The following is a 15,697-nucleotide window of genomic DNA, read 5'->3' on the forward strand; positions in this document are numbered from 1 at the left end:
CATGCTTAAGATTGAAAAGCAGATAAGTATGGGTTAGTTTTGTATAGCTCACGATCAACTGAGCGGATATATGCCGAAGGATAACCATTATCTATAAAAGACCTTTCGGATACATTGTCAAATCGGGTGCTGCAACTTAATTTAAGCCCACTTTTTCCTTCAATGCCGCTCCTATGAACCGTAAAAGTAGACATTATTACAATGTCAGTCAGTTCGCACGAAACCGAGATGAAATCTCCTTCGCTGTATTGATTTGTGGCTATTTGCCAAGGAATATCTGAGTCTGTCTGTGTGGGTAAAACGCCGTTAAGATGGCTTTTAGGTATAATTTGTAAGGGAAATTGGTTACCTTTGTTTTCTATTAATGGTGTCCAAATTATCACTCCATCTAGGCTACCGTTCACCGAAGGGAAGTCTTGATGAGCCGGTAATCCAAAATATCCACCAGGAATTTGTAATTTTTTTGACTGAATGTGAACGACTTGACCGCCAGCGATAGAAATAAAAGGAAACTTAAGCTCGTTTATTAATATTTTCTGGATTTTTTTATGTTGCAATACGTTATATATATCGCACAAACGCCATAAACTTGAAATTGTGTCTTTATAGCGAGAAGGGTTAGATGCAAATAAGCATTGCAATGAGTCATGAATATTTTTAGGTTTAGGCGCATCAAATAGGTCAAGTTGTTGATCAACACATGCTTTTATTGCGTTTTTAGCTTTTGCAATAGTTGTCATGGGAAGCACACCTTTAACAATGACATAACCATTTTTCTCAAGTTTAGATTTGATGTTCATTGTTTCAAATAGCTCTTTTTAACTCATAGTTAAAAAGCCCCTCATAGTGTTGAACTTGAGTTTTTCGTTGTACTTCAAAGCCATAAGTGTTGAGTATTTCGATGGCTTTTGTATCGTTAGCATCGCTTTCGTTAATTTCTATAAAAATTTCATTTAAAAGCTCATTTTGTAAGGTGTATTTTGACCCCTCTATCACTCTCATTTCTGCACCATCTACGTCTATTTTAATAGCATATGGAACAGGTAAGTTATATAAGCTAATTAAGTCATCAAGCTTATTACAAATACAAGCTTGCTGATGTTCAGGCTTAAAAGCATGCTTCGCTCCCACATTTTTTGGGGCACCTAAAATCTTATTGTGTGCACCCGCTTCGTAGTGTTCAACATACATATTATCAATTTTATTGCTATTAGAAATTGCAAGATTAAATGCTTTGATTGGATGTTTATTTTTGTTATTTAAAAAGCAATTTTTTGCTAAGAGTGAAAAGTTTGCCGCTTCTGGTTCAAATGAATACACGTTTAGATCTTGGCTTGCCGCGTAAACAGAAAAAATACCATTACTTGCGCCAATATCAAAAAAAACTGATTCGATTGGGAGTTTGTCAATAAAATTGAGTAATTCAGGTTCAATTTTATCAATACCAACCGCTTGCCATAGGGTTCGTTTTGAAACGGTGTTAAATCGTAACGAACTCCCTCTTATCTGCACTTCTGTTTGATTCATATATGTGCTTTGGACCAGTTCTGAAAGTTTAATTTCTTCGTCGGAGACGAGAGATTCAAGTGGTGTATATTGATATGACAAATTTTATAACCCATTAATTTTAATACTTCTCATAATAAGCATAAATTGTGCCATCAACTATAAAAAACACGCCTTACATTTATTGGTATGAATTATGCTTTGCTTCTTGCCATGATGTCTAAAGAGCGGTCATAACAAGGTTAAATTTATGTCTAAAATAGTAATTTTTGGTGTTTCAGACTTTGCAGAATTGGCGCATTATTACTTATGCAACGACAGCGAACATGATGTGGTCGCATTTTGTGTCGATGGAGAATATTTGCCAGAGAGCAAGGAGTTTTGCGGTTTACCAGTTGTTTCATTTGAATCTGTGGAAAATATTTACCCCTCAAATGAGTGTCAATTTTTTGCTCCCATGTCTCCTAGTAATATGAATCAAGATAGAGCTCGAATTTTCTATGCTATAAAAGACAAAGGTTACTCTTTGATCAGTTATGTGAGTTCAAAAGCTTTTATCTCAAACAACAAGATTGGTGAGAACTGTTTTATTCTAGAAGACAATACATTACAGCCATTCACAGATATCGGTGATAACGTTAGTCTATGGAGCGGAAATCATATCGGCCATCATGGTCGCATTCGTGATCATGTGTCGTTTACTTCCCATGTGGTTATGTCTGGTCATTGTGATATTGGGGAATACTCATTTCTTGGAGTCAATGCAACGCTTAGAGATGGTATTACTTTGGCAGAGGGAACACTATTAGCGATGGGTGGAATGTTGACTAAAGATACAGAAGCTTGGGGACTTTATACTGGCGCACCTGCACAAAAAAGCAGGAAGTCTAGTAAAGACATTAAATTTTGAAGCGTTATTCCATGCGACTGAAATGGGAAAAAAAGGGCTTGGTCTTTAAGACCAAGGCCATTCAATCTTGGGCGCAAACGCATGCACAAGTGCCTATTGTTGACACTGTAGACGACAAAATGTGGCGTATTTATTATGCAAGTAGAGACGACCGAGGAAGAAGTCATACGTCTTTTATCGAAGTCGAAGCAGGGCGGCCGGAAAATATACTTTATATTCACAATAAGCCTATTTTAGAGCTGGGTCAGCCAGGTTGTTTTGACGATTCTGGCATAATGCCAACTTCTATTTTAAGCCTTGGCGAAAAAAAATATTTATACTATATCGGTTGGATGAGGCGCGGGAGCGTACCATTCCAAAATGCTATTGGCTTGGCAGTCAGTCATGATAATGGGCGAACATACCAACGTGTATTTGCGGGACCAATCATTGGGCAAAGCGCCAAAGAGCCTTTTTTTACAGGAACGTGTTGCGTCATAAAACGTGACGAAAATTTTGTAGCCTATTATTTAAGTTGCGTAGGTTGGGAGAAACAAAACGAGTACTTTGAACCTTTATACAATATCAAAATTGCACGTTCGAAAAATGCAATAGATTGGGAGCTCAACAGTGAAATTGCATTAGACCTGCAAAGCGAGGAAGGTGGTTTGGCGAGTGCTTCAGTTTTGAATAACGGAAATAAAATGAGTATGTGGTATTCAGTTCGCGGAAAGTCAGATTATCGCAACAATTCAAAACAAGCATACAGAATTGAATATGCAGAATCTAGTGACGGCTTAAACTGGGTTCGAGACGCAAACAATCGCGTATTACATACCTCAAAAGATGCTTGGGATACAAACATGTTAGCGTACCCAAATGTTATAAAATACAAGGGAAAGTTATTTATGTTTTATAACGGTAATGGTTTTGGTCAATCAGGTTTTGGTTATGCTACGGCAAATCTATAAATGCTAGGTAAAAACAAGTGATATCAAAACCTAAACGATTTGGCCTGAAAGACTACCGCGCAATGCATAAGGCAGCAGGAATCCGACTGCCAGTAGCGTATTTTAAGAACAATCATTTATTTGATCTTATGAACGGAACTGACACCCACTCATGGATTCAAAAAGAGGATTTTATTGAGAGGCCCGATAATTTTGAGCACGGGGTTCTCTATATGAGTAGTTGGACTAGCGTGATAAGAGATAGTTTGTCTTACTTGCTCGATAATGCGCAGCTTGCTGTAACTGATATTGCACTTATTGATATAGGATGCGGTAAAGGAAAAGTGTTGTGTGTATGGAACAAACTGTTAAAAAAACATCCAGATATTCCAATTATCGGATTAGATTACAGTCAATCTTTACTCAATATTTGTACCCGTAATATTAAAAAACTACGTGCTGTAAACACGCGTTTGTTTAACGAAGATGCCACTACAATGGATTTTTCTTTTGATAGAAACATCAATGTATATTATTTATATAATCCTTTTGACAACAAAATTTTGCAACAGTTTATAAAGAACATTAACAACAAGCCGTGTTATGTTATTTACAATAACCCTGTACACAAAAAGACATTTACAGAGCATGATTTTAAGCTTATAACCGAAAAAAAAGGCTGGCATCCTAATGCTAGCTACGCGATTTACCAATTTCCCTAAGTGTATTCACTCAATTAGGTATTGACCTGCTAAATCACTCAGTTCTTCTTTAGAGTTAAACATCATTGCATCAATTATGGATAAGTTATTAACAAATGTATTGCCATACTGTTGATATTTCGGCATTAATGGATTGATGAAGTTTAGTTGAATATTTGCTTGTGCAAAAGCTTGCGGTTCGTATAAGTGTTTCCCGCCATTTGCGTTTATATAATGACTTGTTTGTAAGTTCTTACAGAGTGCGATAATTTTATCTTGGCCCTTAACACTAGGGTCTTTATCCAGTCTACTAGAAAACAAAAATCGACATTTGATACCTAAATATTCGCAAATGCTTTGCAGTTGATGTGCAAGATAATAGCTTAAGTTTACCTCTTTATAAGAAATCAAATTTGCCAATAGTGGCGCTACATTTTCATAGTAGGGTGCTCTAGCATAGGCATGCTTAAACGTAGTCAAGATGCTGGTATCATCGTTGCGAATTGTATGCTCATTTATCAGTTTATTTTGACTAATCTTGTTGACGGGTAAGCTTAATTGATGCGCTCGTCCATTAAGTAAGATTGAGTTTCTATTAATGAATCCTTTTTTTATAAAATTCACATCGTCTAAAAACACGAAAGTATCAGCTGCATGCATTAGTTGAAAGTAACCCAAATATGGAAAGAAGTATGGCTGCATAATGACCGTTTTCATAGCTTGCCCCAAAATACTCTAACAAGCTTCTTGAGTTGGCATTGGCAGTCTCAAGTTTGCTTGGTAATCATCTAACAACAACTCTACATGTCTATTGATATAGGTTGTATCATTTGAGTCATTATTTCCAAAGATGTTCTCTAGCTGGCATTTTTCACTCATAGCCTTGAAATAATTAATGCGTGTTTCCTTACTTTCGATGAGTCCCAGAGCTTTATCAATCATTTCTTCTTTCGTGTCACATCTCATCAAATCTGCTAGTCCTATACTTTGCCATTCTATGGCGTCGGTACGGGTATACAGCTCTTTACGTTGGTTTAAATATAACTTAGGTTTTTTTAGCACCATAGCGTCCACGTTGCTATTGGCACCGCCGAAAGGCAAGGTTGGTAATAAAAAGTGACAGCGGCTTATTTGTTCTAAATAAGAAAGGTATTCAGAATAACTAATAATTTCTATATTAGGCAATATGCTCGACAAATTTACCTTTGTCTCTAAATAAGCCAAGTGCGCGCTTGGATGCATGGAGAAAAATATAAACTTAATAGGTTTAGATGCGCGTTCACTGATTTCCTTGCAAAGCGAAATAGTTTCACAAGAAACCTTTCTTATCACACCATTTACACCAATAATAATTTCTTTGTCTTCCTCAAGAAAACCGCTTTTATCTCTAACAAATTTGTCGCTAAGCTGAGAATGACGTGTCGCGTAATTTTGCGAACTACTTTTGTCATCTACCATAATCACTTTTTCATTAATGTATTGTTGGACATCGTCTTTTGCGAATGCGTTTCCGGGTATAATAAAGTAATCCATCGCGTCGCTATAAGTGCTCGACGGATGGCCACCTTGCATAAACTGAAGAGGTGCTAAGCGCATTGATGCCAATACAAAGCCCCAAGATTTTAAGCCTACAGAGGGATAAAAAAGCACGTCACACTTTTCTTTTGATATCAATTGTGCACGTTGGTTTATTGAATCACTGAGTTCAAAATATTTCGCACTTTCAAAAGCAGAAACATCTATTTCATACGTTTTATCGTTGTCCAAAAATGCGATGCACGTATATTGTTTTGCGAGCGCACGTAACGATAAATTAAAACAGCGATACATGGCATGGTGGGTATGAAACACTTCAAGCACAATACCTATTTTTGGTTTTTGAGGAATAGGTTTATTTGTGCATGATTCAATGTGCAAACAAATCTCTTTCGACAAAAAATTGCTAATGTTCGCCCTTAAAAGCTTAGATAACCACTTCTTAATTTCATATTTATTTTCACCAGTTGTATAACTGCTATAGAAATAGCCGTTCAGGGCGAAATTAGCTAAAAATTCATCAATTTTAATGACGGGTAAGTTTTTGGCTTGAGCCAACAAATCGCTAAATTTTTCGTCTTTACCCGGCGCAAGCGTACTGATAGTTTGACTAAGTAGAGCGAGGTAGGTCAAACAGGCAAGGCGAGGCGCCAAGTCAAATAAGTTGGGCCAAGGAAGATTGTGTTTGCTGGTTAAACATATTAGCGAAAACAGCACATTTAATCTTACCAATTTTCGTTTGGATAATTGGGATTTTTTGAGCTTCGTTTCTTGCAATAAGGATAGCTTTTCAATAATGGGATCGGTAGTCTTCCAAGCACTTAAAGAAAAAATGAATTCTAAGGTTTCTTTGTTAAACAAAAATGTATCCAATATCTTTGAGCTCGGTGGATACTGAGGATGACAAAACAATTGCACAATTATGTTCGCATAAGCTCCTATTGAGTTTACGCATTGTTGTTCATATTCGACTTGACTAGTAGTATGACCGCCGGCGGGCAACGCAAGTTTTATAAAGTTGCGTTTGTTAGCATTCATTTCTATAAATGCAATGATGCCCTCTTCAGCTCGCGAGAATTGCCTTTGCTGAATATATTGCATCAATTGTTGTGGGCTATATTCCATAGCTATATTCCATAATTAGTAAATTCTATTTCCAAATATTCTTTTTGATTAAATGGCTTCTTTCAGTCTTAGAGATTGCGATTGAAGAGTCGATTTAATAATCGTACATATTTGTTTAATACCTGTTGGTTTTAGAACATAAAACAATGGTAAACAAAGCACTCGATCAACCATGATTTCAGAAACAGGGCAGTCAAAGCTCTGGTTTTTAGTAAAGTGGTTTAATGAATTTAACGACGGTGAGAAATACGCTCTCGATTGAATATTCTTTCGTGATAGTGCTTCGTAAACTGAATCACGCTGCTTTTTATCCTCAAATAAAACTGGAAAATACCCAGCATTTTGAGTACTTGATTTGTCCCAAATGGGATAGGCTACTGCATCACCTAATAGTTGTTTGTATAGGTGATAATGTTCTAGACGTTTTTCTAGGACCTTATCGATATCGTCAAGCATCGCTAAACCCATTGCCGCGTGTGCTTCGCTCATTTTGCCATTAAATCCGGTATAAGAGATTCCACCTTTTTGTGCATCAATTCCAAAATTAATCATATTTTGGGCGCGCTGATAATCTTCGCGATTATTCACGATGAGCGCGCCGCCTTCAATGCAATGAAATAGCTTAGTTGCATGAAAACTAATAGCAGATGCATGACCTTGATTAAGAATAGATCTTTTATGGCGCTTAATACCAAAAGCGTGCGCTGCATCATAAATAATTTTAAGTTTATATTTGTCTGCTAGTTTTTTGATGTTTTTAACATCACAGGGGTTGCCATAAGTGTGTACGGGTACAATTGCTGTGGTGTTTTCATCAATAGACTTTTCGATGGCGGCAGGAGATATATTAAGGTTGTCTGGGTCGATATCTGCAAATTTCACCTTAAGCCCGACCCAATCAGCACTATTGCAGGTAGCAATAAAACTAAACGGCGTTGTGACTACATTGCCTTGTAGATTGTATAGCCGGTATGCCAGTTGCAAAGCGGCCGTCCCATTGCTTGTTAGCACTACATAAGGCACGTCAAGATAATCTTGCAGGCGCAGAGCAAATTCTTGCAGCAAAGGCCCACCATTAGTTAGCCATTTATTGGCATACATTTTTTCGAGGTATTTCTCGTATTTTTTAAACGCGGGTAAATATGGCTCATTAAGTGGAATAGCGATATTGGCATCCCCCATTTTATTGGTGCGTTAATTACGGATTTTTGACAGGCAACGCAGAATTCAAGCGAATAACGTTACATTGGTCATTGTGTAAGGTAGGTGTAAGCGAATATCGTGCCAAATTCCAAGATTAAGCAGATAAGGTCTATAATGACAATTAACTAGTGTGTTAGGGACATGTATCAAGACCTAAGCGTAGCATCTTTGGGTAAGAGGAGAACCGCAAGATCCGGCAATATTTATCCTCTTTAGCTCATTTGGGGTTGCCGTTGGTTTAAAGCAAACTAAAGTGTCGCTCAACCAAGTTGAAATGTGCTTGCACGAGTTTTTGGGTTAAAGCTTGCTTGGGATTAGCAAATACTTCGCTGGTTTTGCCTTGCTCAATAATTTTACCGTCGTCCATAACTAAAACGCGGTCGCTTACATGTCGCACTATCCCAATATTATGTGAAATAAAAACAAAGCCTAAGCCTAAATTTTTTTGTAAATCTAAAATTAAGTTGACTGTTTGTGAGCGAACAGAGGGATCTAAAGCTGCAAAAGGCTCATCTGCGACGATAATTCGGGGATCTAATAATAAGGCTCTTGCAAGCGCAACACGCTGTTGTTGGCCGTCTGATAGCATATGGCGATAGTAATAATAATGCTCTCTGAGTAAGCCAACCATCACCAATGTATCTTCAATCTTTTGTTGGCGTTGTGCTTCGGATAAATTGGTGTTGAGTTTTAAGGTATTTTGGAAGACGCTGCCAATAGAGACAGCAGGATTCATCGAATCAACACTATGTTGCAGTATCATACGAATAGGGTGTTTATGACGATTTGCTTCGTTTTCTGCATTATTTTCTAAAAACTCGATAGAGCCGGAACTCGGGGTAATTGCCCCCGCTAAAGCCTTTCCTGTGAGGGTTTTCCCTGAGCCATTGTTACCAATAATAGCAATTGTTTCACCCTCATTCATATCGAAGGTAATGGGGCCCAATTTGAAAATGGATTCTGGTGCAAATAAGCCACTGCTATCGACCTGTGTGTAGGTCATTTCATTTACTCGCAAGATACAAGTCATGTGTTTCTCTCGCCTGAAGATGCCGCATTATTATCCACGTTATCGTTTGACAATGGTTCAGTGGATGTCTGCGCTTGTTTTTTGCTGATTTTTTTATTGACGACATGTAATGGAAAATGACAGCTATATTGATGATCTTGAATGTTACGCATTATCGGTGCTTGTACACACTCTTTTCCGGCGTTAGGGCATCTTGGCCCAAGTCGGCAACCCGTGGGTAAATGTTGAAAGCTTGGTATTGTTCCTTTTAGGGTTTTTAATGGTGATTTTACCGGTAAACTAGTTTGAAAACTTGGTGCGCTGTCCAATAGTGCTTTGGTGTAGGGGTGTAAAGGGCGTTTAAGGAGAGATTTTACTTTCCCTGACTCTACTGTTTGTCCGCAATATAAAACAGTCATACTATTGGCTATGCTGGTAATAGCGAGTAAATCGTGACTAACAAATAAAATAGACAAATTTTTTGTTTTATTTAATTTGACCAATAATCTTAGTATTTGTGTTTTAGTTGTGCTTTCCATTCCTCGAGTGCTGTCGTCGGCAATAAGTATGGTTGGCTCTGAAGCCAATGCCATCGCAATCATTATTTTTTGGCTAACATCCCGAGGAATTTCGTTTGGATAGCAATTCAACCAACGTTCATGCTCTTTAATGCCTACCTTATGAAGCAAACTGTTTGCGATTTCTCTTCTATGCTTCTTGCGTTCCCAAAAGCGGCCTTTATTGACAAATTCTTCTGGAATACTTTCTTCAATTTGGCTTCCAAGCTTAACGGACGGGTCTAAGGACGAGGTTGGCTCTTGAAAAACAACGGCTATATCGCGACGCATAATATGACGGCGTTGTTCATAATTGAGGTCAATTAAATCTTGCCCCTTAAAATTTAATCTGTCTGCTTTGACTTGCCAATAACCCGGTAAGGCCCCAATAATGGCTTTTACAACTAAAGTTTTGCCTGATCCAGATTCACCAACGAGGGCCTTAATCTCACCTTCGTTAAGGGTAAAGCTGACTTTCTCTAAGGCTTGCACAATCGTGCCACCTATATCCATATACAAACTAAGGTTTTTAATATCAAGTAACGCCATTAGTGTTTAAACCTATCTCTTAATGCGCTTCTAAGACCTTCACCAACAATATTGACCGATAACACCATTAAGAATATAAAAAAACCAGGTAAGGCAACCAACCACGGTTCTTCGTAAGCAGCTTCCAAGCCTTGGGTCAATATTTGACCTAATTCGATAGTAGGCTCTTGAGCGCCCAATTTTAGAAAACCCAAGGCGGAAACGTCTAAAATAGCAACGGTTAATGACAGTGTGGCTTGCACAACAATGAGTTCGAACATGCCAGGCAGTATAGAAGTGAAAAATATGCGAGCAGAACTAGCGCCATCCAACCTATCTAGTAATACATATTCTTTATCCAATTGTGCTTTAACATAACTTCTTGTTTGATGAATAAATTGCGGTATCAGTGCAATGGTAATTGCAAACATAGTATTGAACAATCCGGGACCGGTAATAGCAACAACAATGATAGCAATCAATAGGGTTGGAATAGCCATTATCGAATCAAATAGATGATTGACTATACTTGAACTTACACCTTTTAAGACGCCTGCTACAGCACCAAAACCGACTCCCACAAAAGTGGCCACTAAAACAATGAGTAAGCTACTGCCAAATGTGATTTGAGCCCCATGTAGGAGCCGTGAAAGAACATCTCTACCAAGACTATCTGTGCCAAAAATATGCGCTACGGTACCATTTGCTTCCCATACAGGGGCTAATAAAATAGCGTTAGTATTTTGTAAATCAGGATCATAGGGTGAAAGAAAAGGGGCAAATAATGTGATAACCAAAAAGAACAATAAAATTACCAAACCAAAAACCGCAAAGTGGCTACGTTTGAATTCAATCCAAACGTTTTCTAAAGGTGAGGGATGGTACTCCTCTTGATATAGGCTAAAACGCTGCACGTTCTTTATCATCCTTTGTTTTATCGAATGCTCGGCTCACATACTCTAGACTAATAGTTAGGACCAATACAATTAAAGCGACAACTAGCATACCTACTCGAATTGCAGGATAGTCCTGCTGATAAATAGCTTGTATTAATAAATTGCCAATGCCTGGCCAAGAGAAAATAGTTTCTATAATCATGACATTTGTGATGAGTGTTGATAATTGAAGCGCTAATAACGGCAATATAGGAATTAAGGCATTTTTGAACCCGTGCTTCAAGAAAATTTGGCTCTGGGTAAAGCCCCTCGATTTTGCAGCAATAATATAGTCTTTTTGCATAACATCGATAACAGAACGTCTTGAGAAGCGAATAAATAGAGCGGTTGTTATAGTAGCAACCGCTATTGTGGGCAAGATCGCATGTCTTATAGCATCAATATAAGCCGCTTTAGTGTCACCAATATCTGATAAAAAAATATCTATAAGAATAAATCCAGTTTGATGTTGTACTTCAAACAACAAATCTATTCGCCCACTAATTGGAAGCCACTGCAGTTGCAAGCAAAATGTAATGATAAATATCAACGCTAACCAAAAAACCGGGAAGGAATATCCCACAATACTAAATGTGACGACCGAAAAATCGATAGGGTTATGATGTTTTAAGCCGGATAAAAAACCTATTGGAATACCAATGAATGTTGCCACAATAAGCGAATACATAACAAGCTCTAAAGTAGCTGGAAGAGCAAGCATAATTTCGTCTGTCAAATTTAGTTGAGTTACGCTGCTTACCCCCCAGTTCCCGCTGAGTAAATTTTCGATATACAGAAAAAACTGCTGGAAGATACTTTGGTCTAGTTTAAACGCTTGTTCTAAAGCAATCCGTTGTTGTTCAGACTGCGGTGTAATACCCGATATATTGGTTAATAAATCACCGGGGAAGAAAAATGGTAGCAAAAAAGATAATAAGACCAGCACTAAAATAGTCGCGACCATCAGGTTGATGTATCTAATAAGTAGCTTTATCACTGTTTTCTCTCAACATCATCAAAGCGTATGCCCCCAAAAGGGTTTATTTTCATGCTATCAATGTCACTGCGTACCGCCTGATATTGATATGCATGCGCGATGGGCATGAGTGGCATATATTCAAATAATAATTGATTAGCTTGATGATACAAGGCTTTACGTTCTTCAAAATCATCAATAAGCAGCGCCTGTTGAATAATATTGTCATACTCTTCATTACACCACATGGCTCTATTTGTGCCTGATGGAATTGCATCGCATGTTAGTAAAGGACGATAGAAATTATCTGGGTCACCATTGTCGGCATTCCATCCAATAAGCACACTGTCATGTACCCCAAGTTTTAAATTCTCACGAAATATATTCCAATCGTAGCTAATGATATTGAGCGTTATACCGACTTCGTTTAAATAGTTTTTCAGCAGCCTAGCCATTTTCATAGCATTGGGGTTGTATGCTCTTTCCACAGGCATTGCCCAGACGTCCATAGTGAAGTTGAATGGCACGCCTGCTTCATTTAGTAGCTCGCGGGCTCTAACCGGATTATAACCTAATTCGCGAGCATCGTTTTGATAAGCCCACGAAGCACTTGGCACCAAACTTTTTGCCCGTGTAGCCTGACCACGATAAATAGCATCGAGTATTGATGTTTTATCAACGGCCAAAACTAATGCTTGTCTTACTTTAGGGTTATCAAAAGGAGCTTTACTTGTATTGAAAGCCCAAAAACCAATGTTTAGGCCTGGCTTTTCTAGCAGAGATAAAGACTCACGTTTTTCAATTTCTTCTAAATCACTTTGGGAGGGAAAAGCTACGGCGTCACACTCTCCAGTGATAAGTTTTGCCATTCTTAATGACGATTGAGGAGTAATATCAAATATGAGATGTTCTGCACCCGAAGTCGGCAAGAAATATTCTGCATGTCGCAAGTAGCGAATATATTGATTTTGACGATAAGCAACAAATTTATACGGACCGGTGCCAATAGGATGAGTGTCTAAACGACTTGGTGAGCCAATCTTGGTTAGCTGGTCAGCATACTCTTTCGACATGATAACAGCAAAGTCAGTGGCTAAATTTGCTAAAAAAGAACTATCGCGTTTAAATAACGTAATTTCGACTCTATAACCGTTTACTCTTCTTACATTTTTTATGGTTTGATCAAGCCTCAAGCTTTCGAAATAGGGATAGTTACCTCCATTGACTTCATGATAGGGATGCTTTGGATCTCGCCAGCGATCAATACTGAAGATCACATCGTCAGCGTTGAAACTGCGAGTCGGTAAAAAATATTCTGTGCTGTGAAAGGCTACTTTTCGTCGTAATTGAAACGTATAAGTCAGACCATCTTGGCTAACTAACCAACTACTAGCAAGGCCCGGTTCTATTCGCCCGTTATCTGGATTGAATTCAAGTAAGCGATCGTAAATTTGATGTGCAGAGGCGTCGGCCGTAGTGCTTGATGTGTCAAGTTGAGGATTGAAAAAAGCGGGATTACTTTCAGAACAAAAAGTGATAGCGTTGCCTTTACTCGGACGTTCATTACTGCACCCGACTGCCCCCACACAAAAAATAAAAAGCACCCAAAAGAGCAAGCCCGCAGCTTTTGTTTTTGACTCACTCGATAGTGAGCTGATGGGCTGTTTTATCATTGTATTAATCCCAGATTTTGGACTATGTTGATTCTGTGTTCTCGAGTAAATTGTATTTTTTCAAATACCCTCTCAATTGATGATAAGTCAGTGATAGCTTTTCCGCAGTCTTTTTTTGATTAAATTGTGAATCAGCCAAGGCTTCTTGTAGCATTTTCACTTCAAACTCTTGTGAAGCCTGTTTTAAATCCATTGGAAATACAAACGTATCTGCATTGACCGAACTGTCATTTGTGCCATTTAATTCAGCCCTATTGCTTGATTCGCCATCGGCGTTACTATGGCTTAAGTTAGCCTGCATGTTTTCTTGCTCTAAAGGCGCGATAGCGTTGGGCACGCTCGATGTTTTTATGCGTCTACTAGGCCTGAATTTAGACTCAAACGGGTCTATCACAATTTCATGGACAGGCAAGTTAGGGGGCGTCCTGTATACGGCGCGCTCCACGACATTTTTTAGCTCTCTTATATTACCTGGCCAGTTATAGTCCATTAAACGTTCAGTTGCAGACTTACTAAAGCCGGGAAAGAGTTCTAATTCTAATTCTCGCGCCATATTAATTGCAAAATGTTCGGCCAACATCATGATGTCGCTTCTTCTTTCGCGCAATGGGGGGATTGTAATCACGTCAAACGCCAAGCGGTCGAGTAAATCTGCTCTAAATTCGCCGCTGTCTGCCAGTGTTGGTAAATCTTCATTAGTAGCGGCTACTAATCTGACATCAACATTAACGGTTCGAGTGCCACCCACACGCTCAAATTCGCCATATTCGATAACACGCAGCAGTTTCTCTTGGATGAGTGCTGAAGTATTAGCAAGTTCGTCAAGGAAAAGTGTGCCATTATTGGCATATTCAAAACGACCTTCTCGTCGCTTACTTGCGCCAGTAAATGCGCCAGCTTCATAGCCAAACAATTCTGACTCTAACAGATTATCGTTAAGTGCCGCGCAATTAAGCTTTACGTAGTTTTGCTCCCAACGTTTTGATAAAAAGTGTAGGCGAGCTGCTATTAGCTCTTTACCCGTTCCTCTTTCACCAATTACCAATACTGGTTTATGCAAAGGTGCAACTTGAGAGACTTGTTCGAGTACTTCTACAAAGCTATTTGCCTGGCCGATAAGGTTATCGTTTTGTTTAAACAAACTCATGTTGTTCTCAACATTGTGGTCAATTTCACTAAATAATAGTCTACTTCAAAACAAGGTAGCTTGGCTATAAAAATAAAATATTAAATAAAACAATTAAAAACAACAACTTAAAGCGTTTTAACGAGTTGGCAAGCTATTTGAATACAGTTCTAGTAACACAGTAGATAAATCCGTTTGTGAATTATCAAAATCTTGCTAATAATAGCAGTTAAATGAAGGGGTACTAAACCATGGGAATTTTTTCACGTTTTTCAGACATCGTTAATTCGAACATCAACGCTTTATTAGATAAAGCAGAAGATCCAGAAAAAATGGTGCGCTTAATTATACAAGAAATGGAAGATACACTCGTTGAAGTGCGCTCAGCATCTGCGAAGACTATCGCAAACAAGAAAGATGTTGTGCATCAAATAAATAAATACACTCAGGAAGCGGCTGACTGGGAGTCAAAAGCAGAATTAGCCATTAATAAAGGTCGAGAAGACCTAGCAAGAGCTGCTTTACAGGAAAAACAAAAAGCAAGTGAAGCTGCAGAAACATTGACATCAGAGCTTGCAATTATAGAAGACGAATTGTCAAAGCTACAAACTGAAACTGGTCAATTACAAGACAAGTTAGCAGATGCTAAAAATCGTCAAAAGACTATTTTGATGCGCCAGAAAACAGTAAGTAGTCGCTTAGAAGTAAAAAAGCGCTTAGATTCCAGTACTGTTGATGATGCAATGGGTAGATTTGAACAGTTTGAGAGAAAAATTGATGATTTAGAGTCTCAAGTAGAAGCTTATGACATTGGCAACCGTTCATTAAATGATGAGTTTGCAAGCCTAGAGTCAGAAAATAAAATTGAAGACGAACTAGCCGCGCTAAAGAAAAAGATGCAAGGCAATAAGCCCAAAGCAGCTAATGTGTCAGAAGTTAAAAAATCTAAGAAAGCCTAGATCAACAGTATTATTAAAGAAGCA

General features: G+C 38.3%; 15 protein-coding genes. 4 read left to right on the forward strand and 11 right to left on the reverse strand.

Annotated elements, in window-relative coordinates; genetic code table 11:
• Window positions 1–5: 5 nt before the first annotated feature.
• Both RM552_RS03215 and RM552_RS03220 read right to left on the reverse strand, forming a co-directional pair.
• The gene (locus RM552_RS03215; RefSeq protein ID WP_311367347.1) at window positions 6–800 is read right to left on the reverse strand and encodes a phytanoyl-CoA dioxygenase family protein; all 795 of its coding nucleotides are present in this window, start codon (window positions 798–800) and stop codon (window positions 6–8) included.
• Window positions 801–804: 4 nt separating this feature from the next.
• Complete coding sequence (locus RM552_RS03220; protein ID WP_311367348.1) at window positions 805–1,608, reverse strand: FkbM family methyltransferase; 804 nt, start codon at window positions 1,606–1,608, stop codon at window positions 805–807.
• 148 nt (window positions 1,609–1,756) lie between these two features.
• On the opposite strand from RM552_RS03220, the gene RM552_RS03225 reads away from it, so the two are divergent.
• The 3 genes from RM552_RS03225 to RM552_RS03235 are packed head-to-tail and all read left to right on the forward strand — an operon-like array spanning window position 1,757 to window position 4,067.
• Window positions 1,757–2,416 carry an acetyltransferase gene (locus RM552_RS03225; RefSeq protein ID WP_311367349.1) on the forward strand — a complete coding sequence of 220 codons (660 nt, stop codon included), beginning with the start codon at window positions 1,757–1,759 and terminating at the stop codon, window positions 2,414–2,416.
• Window positions 2,417–2,427: 11 nt separating this feature from the next.
• On the forward strand, window positions 2,428–3,366 hold the full coding sequence (locus RM552_RS03230) for a glycoside hydrolase family protein (RefSeq protein ID WP_311367350.1): 939 nt from the start codon (window positions 2,428–2,430) through the stop codon (window positions 3,364–3,366).
• Window positions 3,367–3,383: 17 nt separating this feature from the next.
• Window positions 3,384–4,067, forward strand: coding sequence for a class I SAM-dependent methyltransferase (locus RM552_RS03235; RefSeq protein ID WP_311367351.1), 684 nt, complete (start codon window positions 3,384–3,386; stop codon window positions 4,065–4,067).
• A gap of 6 nt (window positions 4,068–4,073) precedes the next feature.
• On the opposite strand, the gene RM552_RS03240 is transcribed toward RM552_RS03235, so the two are convergent.
• The 9 genes from RM552_RS03240 to pspF form a co-directional block, all read right to left on the reverse strand.
• Entirely contained in the window at window positions 4,074–4,763 is a 690-nt protein-coding gene (locus RM552_RS03240; protein ID WP_311367352.1) for a WbqC family protein, read from the reverse strand.
• A gap of 18 nt (window positions 4,764–4,781) precedes the next feature.
• Window positions 4,782–6,707, reverse strand: a complete 1,926-nt coding sequence (locus RM552_RS03245; RefSeq protein ID WP_311367353.1) for a hypothetical protein — start codon at window positions 6,705–6,707, stop codon at window positions 4,782–4,784.
• Window positions 6,708–6,755: 48 nt separating this feature from the next.
• Window positions 6,756–7,889, reverse strand: a complete 1,134-nt coding sequence (locus RM552_RS03250; protein WP_311367354.1) for a DegT/DnrJ/EryC1/StrS family aminotransferase — start codon at window positions 7,887–7,889, stop codon at window positions 6,756–6,758.
• 259 nt (window positions 7,890–8,148) lie between these two features.
• Window positions 8,149–8,940 carry an ATP-binding cassette domain-containing protein gene (locus tag RM552_RS03255; RefSeq protein ID WP_311367355.1) on the reverse strand — a complete coding sequence of 264 codons (792 nt, stop codon included), beginning with the start codon at window positions 8,938–8,940 and terminating at the stop codon, window positions 8,149–8,151.
• A complete protein-coding gene (locus RM552_RS03260) occupies window positions 8,937–10,025 on the reverse strand; it encodes an oligopeptide/dipeptide ABC transporter ATP-binding protein (protein WP_311367356.1) in 1,089 nt (362 codons plus the stop codon). Before RM552_RS03260 ends, RM552_RS03255 begins: the two co-directional genes overlap by 4 nt.
• Window positions 10,025–10,918, reverse strand: a complete 894-nt coding sequence (locus tag RM552_RS03265; protein ID WP_311367357.1) for an ABC transporter permease subunit — start codon at window positions 10,916–10,918, stop codon at window positions 10,025–10,027. The genes RM552_RS03260 and RM552_RS03265 overlap by 1 nt, the downstream gene beginning before the upstream one ends.
• Window positions 10,905–11,936 (reverse strand): ABC transporter permease subunit, encoded by a 1,032-nt coding sequence (locus RM552_RS03270; RefSeq protein WP_311367358.1) that lies wholly within the window; start codon window positions 11,934–11,936, stop codon window positions 10,905–10,907. Before RM552_RS03270 ends, RM552_RS03265 begins: the two co-directional genes overlap by 14 nt.
• Window positions 11,933–13,588 (reverse strand): ABC transporter substrate-binding protein, encoded by a 1,656-nt coding sequence (locus RM552_RS03275; protein ID WP_311367359.1) that lies wholly within the window; start codon window positions 13,586–13,588, stop codon window positions 11,933–11,935. The genes RM552_RS03270 and RM552_RS03275 overlap by 4 nt, the downstream gene beginning before the upstream one ends.
• A gap of 22 nt (window positions 13,589–13,610) precedes the next feature.
• A complete protein-coding gene (gene pspF, locus RM552_RS03280; RefSeq protein WP_311367360.1) occupies window positions 13,611–14,735 on the reverse strand; it encodes a phage shock protein operon transcriptional activator in 1,125 nt (374 codons plus the stop codon).
• A 230-nt stretch (window positions 14,736–14,965) separates the two neighbouring features.
• Here pspF and pspA point away from each other — a divergent pair, with 230 nt between their 5' ends.
• Window positions 14,966–15,673, forward strand: coding sequence for a phage shock protein PspA (gene pspA, locus RM552_RS03285; protein ID WP_311367361.1), 708 nt, complete (start codon window positions 14,966–14,968; stop codon window positions 15,671–15,673).
• Window positions 15,674–15,697: the final 24 nt, after the last annotated feature.

This window comes from Glaciecola petra (assembly GCF_031846345.1).
GTDB classification, from domain to species: Bacteria; Pseudomonadota; Gammaproteobacteria; order Enterobacterales; family Alteromonadaceae; genus Glaciecola; species Glaciecola petra.

Excerpts from the sequence above, each read along its gene's own strand:
- RM552_RS03245 (WP_311367353.1), bottom strand. The coding sequence starts at position 6,707 with ATGGAATATAGCCCACAACAATTGATGCAATATATTCAGCAAAGGCAA.
- RM552_RS03275 (WP_311367359.1), bottom strand. The coding sequence starts at position 13,588 with ATGATAAAACAGCCCATCAGCTCACTATCGAGTGAGTCAAAAACAAAA.
- pspF (WP_311367360.1), bottom strand. The coding sequence starts at position 14,735 with ATGAGTTTGTTTAAACAAAACGATAACCTTATCGGCCAGGCAAATAGC.
- RM552_RS03240 (WP_311367352.1), bottom strand. The coding sequence starts at position 4,763 with ATGAAAACGGTCATTATGCAGCCATACTTCTTTCCATATTTGGGTTAC.
- RM552_RS03215 (WP_311367347.1), bottom strand. The coding sequence starts at position 800 with ATGAACATCAAATCTAAACTTGAGAAAAATGGTTATGTCATTGTTAAA.
- RM552_RS03225 (WP_311367349.1), top strand. The coding sequence starts at position 1,757 with ATGTCTAAAATAGTAATTTTTGGTGTTTCAGACTTTGCAGAATTGGCG.
- RM552_RS03230 (WP_311367350.1), top strand. The coding sequence starts at position 2,428 with ATGCGACTGAAATGGGAAAAAAAGGGCTTGGTCTTTAAGACCAAGGCC.
- pspA (WP_311367361.1), top strand. The coding sequence starts at position 14,966 with ATGGGAATTTTTTCACGTTTTTCAGACATCGTTAATTCGAACATCAAC.
- RM552_RS03250 (WP_311367354.1), bottom strand. The coding sequence starts at position 7,889 with ATGGGGGATGCCAATATCGCTATTCCACTTAATGAGCCATATTTACCC.
- RM552_RS03255 (WP_311367355.1), bottom strand. The coding sequence starts at position 8,940 with ATGACTTGTATCTTGCGAGTAAATGAAATGACCTACACACAGGTCGAT.
- RM552_RS03260 (WP_311367356.1), bottom strand. The coding sequence starts at position 10,025 with ATGGCGTTACTTGATATTAAAAACCTTAGTTTGTATATGGATATAGGT.